8 protein-coding genes are annotated in these 7,182 nt (G+C 42.5%); 6 read left to right on the plus strand and 2 right to left on the minus strand.

Features of this window, described 5'->3' with window-relative positions; translation table 11 throughout:
• The 3 genes from F7C14_RS09880 to F7C14_RS09890 form a co-directional block, all read left to right on the plus strand.
• Positions 1-306 (plus strand): iron chelate uptake ABC transporter family permease subunit (locus F7C14_RS09880; protein ID WP_290902411.1); only part of this gene is annotated, 306 nt, incomplete at its 5' end.
• Positions 300-1,091, plus strand: coding sequence for an ABC transporter ATP-binding protein (locus tag F7C14_RS09885; RefSeq protein WP_290902413.1), 792 nt, complete (start codon positions 300-302; stop codon positions 1,089-1,091). The genes F7C14_RS09880 and F7C14_RS09885, both read left to right, overlap by 7 nt.
• A 146-nt stretch (positions 1,092-1,237) precedes the next feature.
• On the plus strand, positions 1,238-1,975 hold the full coding sequence (locus F7C14_RS09890) for a hypothetical protein (RefSeq protein WP_290902415.1): 738 nt from the start codon (positions 1,238-1,240) through the stop codon (positions 1,973-1,975).
• Here F7C14_RS09890 and ilvC read toward each other — a convergent pair.
• Positions 1,972-2,976, minus strand: a complete 1,005-nt coding sequence (gene ilvC / locus F7C14_RS09895; protein ID WP_290902418.1) for a ketol-acid reductoisomerase — start codon at positions 2,974-2,976, stop codon at positions 1,972-1,974. The genes F7C14_RS09890 and ilvC overlap by 4 nt on opposite strands.
• A 75-nt stretch (positions 2,977-3,051) precedes the next feature.
• Between ilvC and F7C14_RS09900 the strand changes: the two genes are divergently transcribed.
• The 3 genes from F7C14_RS09900 to F7C14_RS09910 are packed head-to-tail and all read left to right on the plus strand — an operon-like array spanning position 3,052 to position 5,621.
• A complete protein-coding gene (locus F7C14_RS09900; RefSeq protein WP_290902420.1) occupies positions 3,052-3,333 on the plus strand; it encodes a transcriptional regulator in 282 nt (93 codons plus the stop codon).
• On the plus strand, positions 3,334-4,434 hold the full coding sequence (locus tag F7C14_RS09905; protein ID WP_290902422.1) for a radical SAM protein: 1,101 nt from the start codon (positions 3,334-3,336) through the stop codon (positions 4,432-4,434). It begins immediately after the preceding gene.
• Positions 4,434-5,621 carry a radical SAM protein gene (locus F7C14_RS09910; RefSeq protein WP_290902424.1) on the plus strand — a complete coding sequence of 396 codons (1,188 nt, stop codon included), beginning with the start codon at positions 4,434-4,436 and terminating at the stop codon, positions 5,619-5,621. The genes F7C14_RS09905 and F7C14_RS09910 overlap by 1 nt, the downstream gene beginning before the upstream one ends.
• Here the strand turns inward: F7C14_RS09910 and F7C14_RS09915 are convergent.
• Positions 5,618-7,054, minus strand: coding sequence for a DUF402 domain-containing protein (locus F7C14_RS09915; RefSeq protein ID WP_290902426.1), 1,437 nt, complete (start codon positions 7,052-7,054; stop codon positions 5,618-5,620). The two genes, F7C14_RS09910 and F7C14_RS09915, sit on opposite strands and share 4 nt — an antisense overlap.
• Positions 7,055-7,182: the final 128 nt, after the last annotated feature.

Here is a 7,182-nt window from a genome sequence, read left to right on the forward strand (position 1 = left end):
GAGTCATTAAGAGTGGAAATTCTGCTCTATGTGTCAATTCTTACTTCAGTGGCGATATGCTTTGTTGGCGTAATAGGTTTTGTCGGGCTCGTCGCCCCGCACATCGCAAGGATTCTCCTTGGAGAGGATCAAAGATTTTTAATTGTTGGATCAATTTTATGCGGTGGATTAATTCTCTCTGCCGGAGCAGTTGCCAGTAAAACTATCGTTCCGGGAGCTATATTTCCAATAGGGATAATAACGTCAATGCTTGGAATTCCCTTCTTCTTGTTCCTCGTATTAAAAGGGAGGAGAGAGGTATGGTAGTTGTTGAACTAAAAGAGGTTAAATTCGGGTATAACTCCTCGGATGAAATTCTAAAAGGAATTAGCTTTAGAGCTAATCCAGGAGAGATAACAGCGATAGTAGGTCCAAACGGAGCTGGCAAATCGACCCTCTTGAAAATAATAGCGAAAATTCTAAAGCCCAAATCTGGAATCGTGCTATTCGACGGGAAAAATTTGAGTAAAGAGGAAACTACAAAAATCGTCAGCTATCTACCGCAGGAAAATTCAATTCCCGGAATTTTGACAGTTTTCGAAGCAGTCCTTCTCGGGAGGCTACCACATTTATCGTGGAGAGTAAAGAGAGAAGATCTTGAGATCGTTCGGAACACGATCACCGAACTCAGACTTGAAAAGTACGCGGAAAGATACACAAGTCAGTTAAGCGGAGGAGAAAAGCAAATGGTGCTTATAGCCCAAGCTCTTGTTAGAGAACCGAAAGTTCTGCTTTTGGACGAGCCTGTGTCGAATTTAGATATGAGAAACCAGCTTGAAATACTCGAACTCATCAAGAAATTCACAAAGGAGCGGAAAATCTCCACTATCGTCGTTCTACACGACCTGAACTTAGCAGCGAAGTATGCAGATAAGATTGTCATAATTAGCAACGGAAAAGTTCGAGCGTATGGAGATGCAAAATCTGTCCTCCGCCCGGAGGTTTTGGCTGAAGTTTACGAGGTTGAAGTCAACATAAGCTCCAGTGATGGCAACATTCACATTCTTCCTCTGAGACCGCTTTCAAGAAGTTTTTGCAGTGAGGTTTGCTAAGGGCTCGCGATTATTTTTGATTAAAAGGTTGCGTCCAGAACTTTTACAGAGTCAAAGCTAAAAAGGCGATCTGAAAACTTCGTCTTTGATTATCGCAAACTCAACACCGTAACTGTTTTGTATTTTTTATTTAAAAGCTAATAAGAATGATCGAAAAAGTCGTGGAAGAGTGCTCAAACCTCCTTTCAGGAAGGAGCGTCGTTAGTGAATGGGAAATCGAAAGAGTAGCAAGAAGAGCGATCTTAAGAGTTTTCGGAAGCGAGGCTATAGGAAAAAACTTTGACGATGTGGTAAAAGCGGTGAAGAATAGCTTTTTAAACGAGCCGATAAGCATTAAGAGTTTGCACTTCTCTGAATGCTTCGAATTAAACGGAGAGAAGTTTTATCATTTGCACGTTTGCAAACCGGAAAGTGATGAAGTTAGCCTTGCCTACGAAGAAATGCTAAAGTCGAGAAGGTACATTAAAGCGTTGGAAGAAGTGAAAAACTTGCTCACTAAATTCTTTGAAGGGTACACTTCAAAGAACGGCTTTCTTCAGGAATTTCTCGGAAAAAATAAGTATGCGGTCAGCGTATTTTTAATAGAGGACGTTAGCGAAGATTTGAAACACCATAAGAGAATCGCTGAGGAGTACGATGGGGAATATGCGGTTGTAACTTTAACTGAGAAGGACATATTTCCATTTCTGAAATTCTTTAAGAGGCATTCGGAGGAAGTGAAAAAGTCGGGTTTCTACATCTGGGTTGCCGATGAAGAGAGAAAGTACGTCGACCCGTTCATAGGCTATCCAAAGGACATAAAACTTTGGAAGAGATTTAAAAATCCGAAAGCGGCAAGCATAGTAAACTCTCTTTGGAGGGTAAAGGTGGAAGAAATAGATTAATCCACGTCTATTCCTTTAATCCACGGCATCATTTTTCTAAGCTCTTTTCCAACCTTTTCTATCGGATGGTTCTTCTCCATTTCAAGGAGCTTGTAGAAGCTCGGTCTTCCTGCCATGTTTTCGAGGATCCACTCCCTTGCGAATTCCCCGGTCTGTATTTCTTTCAAAATCTTTCTCATCTCTTCTTTCACGCTCTCGTTTATTATCCTCTTTCCTCTCGTCATTCCACCGTACTTCGCTGTGTCGCTAACTGAATACCACATCGCGTAAATTCCTCCCTCGTAGATTAAATCAACTATAAGCTTTAACTCATGCAAAGCTTCGAAGTAAGCCACCTCCGGCTGATATCCGGCTTCAACAAGAATTTCGAAGGTAGCTTTTATAAGCTCGGCAACTCCTCCACAGAGATCTACCTGCTCACCAAAGAGATCTGTTTCGGTTTCTTCCTTGAAAGTGGTCTCTATCACTCCAGCTCTCGTGCATCCCAATCCTTTTGCGTAGGCTAAAGCGTAATCCATCGCTTTTCCGCTGTAATTTTGATGGACAGCCACCAAAGCGGGAACTCCTTTTCCTTCTTCGAACATTCTCCTCACTAAATGTCCAGGACTTTTTGGTGCAACCAAAACGACGTCAACGTAGCTTGGCGGGATTATCTGGTTGTAGTGTATGTTGAAACCGTGAGCGAAAAGTAGAACGCTCCCTTCCTTCAAATTTTCCCTTATGTACTTGTTGTAAACGGCTGGCTGAACCGTGTCAGGAATTAGCATCGAAATGAAGTCGCTTTTCTTAACAGCCTCGTCCACTTCGTAAACTTCAAAACCATCTTTTTCAGCCTTTTTCCAGCTTTTACTTCCCCTGTAAAGCCCTATAACAACGTCAACACCGGAATCTCTCAAATTTAAAGCGTGCGCATGCCCTTGGCTTCCGTAGCCGATAACAGCCACCTTCTTATCCTTCAACAGCTCAAGCTTCGCATCCTTATCATAGTAGATCTTCGCCATGGTTTAAAGAGATGAGAGCTAAAATATATACTTTCCCGAAAATTCTTTTGGGAAAAAAGAGTGGAGAAGTCGTTTATGGAGAGGAGTTTGAGGGAGAAAGTAATCGACCTTCTGAAGGAAAAAGAGATGAGCGTGACGGAAATATGCAGAGAACTTGATTTAGATCCGGAGAAAGCGAAGGAGGTTTATGGAGTCATTAAAACTCTTCCAAAAATTCTCAAGAGGAAAGGATTGCAAGTGGTCATGCTTCCACCAAAATGCATGAACTGCGGATTCGAGTTCGAAAATCCTAAACCGAGCAAATGCCCGAAATGCAGAGGAGAAAGGATAAGTGAAGCGAGGTTCAAAATAGTTTAGATGGAGCTGGCGATAAATCCGAGCAAGATAATAAGCACCCTCTGCTACTCTATTTTCAGACTTGAGCCCTACACTTCATGCCCCTTCTCTTGCAGCTACTGCTACGCAAGGTGGTATAGAAAGGAGAGCCTCGGAATTAATCCGAAAGTCATCGGCATTTTCTCTAAAGTTGCTAAGAAGCTCGATATGAGAATCGCTTTCCGGCTTGCAACCCTTTCAGATCCTCTTCAAGATTTGGAAGAGATAGCAAAAGTTTCTTTGAAGCTGATGAGGATTGCTGAGGAAAACGAAGTTCCGATTATCCTCAACACGAAGTCTGATAGAATTTCCAAGAGTCCTTGGAGGGAGCAGATAAATAGAATGGCTGAGGATAATTTGATAGTTGTTCAGATCTCGATAAGCTCGTTGAAAAATTTGGAATTTGAGAAGAAAGCTCCAGAAGTGGAGAAGAGACTTGAAGCTTTGTCTTCGATTGAAGCTCCAAAAATTGTCAGGCTTCAACCTTTTCTGCCGAACTACTCCTTCGATAAAGCCGACGAGTTCGTTGAGAAGCTGAAAGATTACGGAGTTGATCAGCTTACTGTTGAAATGCTCAGGATCGAGAAGAGGGAACTTTCCATTTACGGGAAGTACTGGGATAAGTGGAGCGACTACTCCTTCGAGGGGAGCTTAATAAAAGCCGAAGCTCCGGAGAAGCTTGAAGAGTTAAGCAACGTTTGCAAAAAATACGGAATCGATTTTGCTTTATGCAAAGAAGGTTTGTTCAACCTTGAAACGGCTAACTGCTGCGGATTTCACTACTTAGAGGCTGAAATAAGACCGACGTTAAGGGAAGTTTACAGAGAACTCGTGAGGAAGAAGAAAATTAGGTTCGAAGAGCTGAATGAAATTTTCAGAAATTTTCTCTTTGGAGAGAAGTTGAACGATCTTCCAAGACTCGTGAGAAAGGCTTTAAAGTACCACGAGAAGACTCTGATCAGGAATTTGAGGAAGAGGGAAGTCGTTGAAAGGTTGACACCCCTCATAAAAGTTGATGATGAAGTATTAACCCTTTCCAAGTCTGCACAAAATATTCAAAGAGAGAATCCCAACACTGTATGATGTTTTACAGAGCTGTAAGGACGGACAAATGCGTGGGATGCAACTTCTGCTGGAATTACGTTTGTCAATCTAAAGAATGTGTGGGCTGCAAAGCCTGCTATTTGGCATGTCCGAACGAGGCTGTGGAATTGGTAGAAGTCGAGAAGAGGGAAGAGATAAGTATAGTTGTCGACGGGGAGAAATTTTCCGTTCCAGCCGGGATAACCGTAAAGAAAGCCCTCGAAATTTTGGGGTATAAATTCGCGAAATATCCAGAAAAGAATGCGATTTTCTCTCCATGCGAAGTCGGAGGATGCTGGAGCTGTGCCGTCGAAGTTAATGGAATACTAAAGCAAAGTTGCGTAACGCCGGTGAAGGAAGGTATGGTAATAAACACAAACGTTAAAAGATTGTTGAGAGCCGTACACGGATTCAGCGGACATCCAGTTGGTGGAGTCGGCACTCCTTGGTGGATTAAGGGAAGAAGATACATTGAAGCAGCCTGTTTTGCTTGCGGATGTAATTTGCGTTGCCCTCAGTGTCAAAACTGGACAACGACTTATTGCGGGAAAGAGGAGCCTATGAGTCCAAGGGAAGCCGCCTTGAGAATGACTTCCTTGAGAAAATCGATTGGAGTGGACAGGATGGCAATTTCCGGAGGGGAGTGCACGCTGAACAGAGAGTGGCTCGTTAGCTATGTGAAGGAGCTGAAAAGACTAAATAGGGATGAGAAGGCGAGAATACACGTGGATACCAATGCAACAGTTCTCACCGAAGATTACATAGACGAGCTGGTTGAGGCTGGAATGACGGATATAGGTATAGATATCAAAGCTCTGAAGCTGGAGACATTCGAAAAAATTACCGGAGTAGGAGGAGAGCTTGGAGAGAGGTATTTGAAAACGTCTTGGAAGGCTTTAAAGCGTGCTTTGAATTACGATATCTTTGTTGGAGTTGGAATTCCCTACAATCGGGAACTTATTTCTTTGGAGGAAGTTAGGAAAATAGGAGAGAAGATAGCAGAGATGAGCGACGAGGTTCAGATTTGTGCTCTCGATTACCGGGCTGAGTTCAAGAGTAAAATAAAAAGACCGAGTTTTGAGGAGATGTTTAAAGTTTGGAAGGTCCTTAAAGACGTCGGCTTGAAAAACGTTATAGCTCAAACACCAGTAGGATACATAAACCCTCACGGAGAGATACACCCCTAAGTTTTAACGGCTTTTTCAAGATCCCTTATAGTTAACTCAGGCAGCTCTTCAAAGTTTAGCAAAAAATCCCTTAAGTCCTCTGCAATGTTTGTGTAGTACTCTTTCAGCTCTCCAGAAATTATCCCAAGCTCGTAACACCTCTCAAGGGAGTCTCTGTCAATTACCTCCACCCTTTCCCCAGAAGCGACAACATCTATTTCCACATCGACATATCTAACAGCATTTCTCGAAATCTCCGGAGGGGTGTTCAGGTTTACGTAAACTCCTTTGAACTCTCCATCCCTTCCGAAATATTTGTGAAGGACGAAGGGAAGCTCAGTAGAGAATTCCATCAAATCGTAATCCCCCGGATTTTTTTCGACGTTTAACCCATCGTAAATTCCCCCACTTTTGAAAATTCTTTTTATTCTGAATAAATCTTCATCGATTTCCAAAACTTTCCCCGGAGTGAGTCTTTTTACATCTCCGCTGAGCAGAGAAATGTGCTCGATGCTTATCAACTGCTCTCTCATCAGAGATACCACGTAGCTACTAACAGCTTTTGATATCTTTTCCCTATCTCCGATACCAAAGGAAAGAATGTGCTCAGCCAAATCAACCACTTCGCTCTCATTCATTGATTTAAAGGAATGATGACCCTCAATCGTGGGAAGAACACTCATTCTAATGTCATCTAATTTCTTTTTAGCTTCTTTACCAAAGCAGAGAATCGAGAAGAACTCACCCTCGTAAACAATTTCTCCGACTTCAGCTTTCTCTCCTTTTTTTATAATCTCTTCAGCTTTCTCATATGTTTGATTAAGGTCTTCTATCATTTCGCTAAACTCTCCAATCACAGCTGAAGATCTCCACTTTACGCTCCAGTCCTTGATGTTTGTTAAAGCCGAAAGTCTGAGCAAATCCGATCTCAGGCTCTTGTTTGTTATGTGCTTGCTGAAAATTACCCTCCTCCCAGCTCCTTTTATCAGAGCCACGAATTTCCCGTAAACTGTGTAGTTCGTTGAAAGCTTAGCGTAATTTTCATTGGGCAGAAACGGTCTCGCAACGTCAACAAGAACTTCGCTTCCCTCCTCCACTTCCTCATTCAGAATTCCTCTGTACTCTCCGAGATCTACAACCGACTTTCCCTTCTCAGTCTTAACGACCCTTCCCTTAACTATCGCATGGAGGGGAAGTTTTGACGTCCAGGAAAAAGAGTCCTCTATACTCTCTTTTAGAACCTCGTAAACTTTCTTTCCGTGTTCGTATTCACCCACAATAACAACTCCGTGCTTTTGATCGGTATCTTTGATCGTCACAGTTGGAGGTTCTTTATTTTCCGGAAGATTGAATCGCTCTCTAATCTTCTTCGAGCTGTGCGCAACGCCTACACCCTCCTCAAGCAGAATTTTCGTTAAAGCCGTTGCGTAAATCCCCCTCACTCTCACCCGCATCCACTTGAAACTTTACTTGCTTTGCTTAAAATATTTAAAATTTCGTTAACGAAATTTCGCTATGGTGAAATTGCTCGTTATAATTTCGAGTGGAAAAGAAGCGAAAGAAAAAGCTCAGACCGGCGTTA

It is taken from the genome of Ferroglobus sp. (assembly GCF_015521575.1).
Lineage (GTDB): Archaea > Halobacteriota > Archaeoglobi > Archaeoglobales > Archaeoglobaceae > Ferroglobus.

Bases quoted from the DNA above. Each gene is read 5' to 3' on its own strand.
- F7C14_RS09885 (WP_290902413.1), top strand. From the start codon at position 300: ATGGTAGTTGTTGAACTAAAAGAGGTTAAATTCGGGTATAACTCCTCG.
- F7C14_RS09890 (WP_290902415.1), top strand. From the start codon at position 1,238: ATGATCGAAAAAGTCGTGGAAGAGTGCTCAAACCTCCTTTCAGGAAGG.
- ilvC (WP_290902418.1), bottom strand. From the start codon at position 2,976: ATGGCGAAGATCTACTATGATAAGGATGCGAAGCTTGAGCTGTTGAAG.
- F7C14_RS09900 (WP_290902420.1), top strand. From the start codon at position 3,052: ATGGAGAGGAGTTTGAGGGAGAAAGTAATCGACCTTCTGAAGGAAAAA.
- F7C14_RS09905 (WP_290902422.1), top strand. From the start codon at position 3,334: ATGGAGCTGGCGATAAATCCGAGCAAGATAATAAGCACCCTCTGCTAC.
- F7C14_RS09910 (WP_290902424.1), top strand. From the start codon at position 4,434: ATGTTTTACAGAGCTGTAAGGACGGACAAATGCGTGGGATGCAACTTC.
- F7C14_RS09915 (WP_290902426.1), bottom strand. From the start codon at position 7,054: ATGCGGGTGAGAGTGAGGGGGATTTACGCAACGGCTTTAACGAAAATT.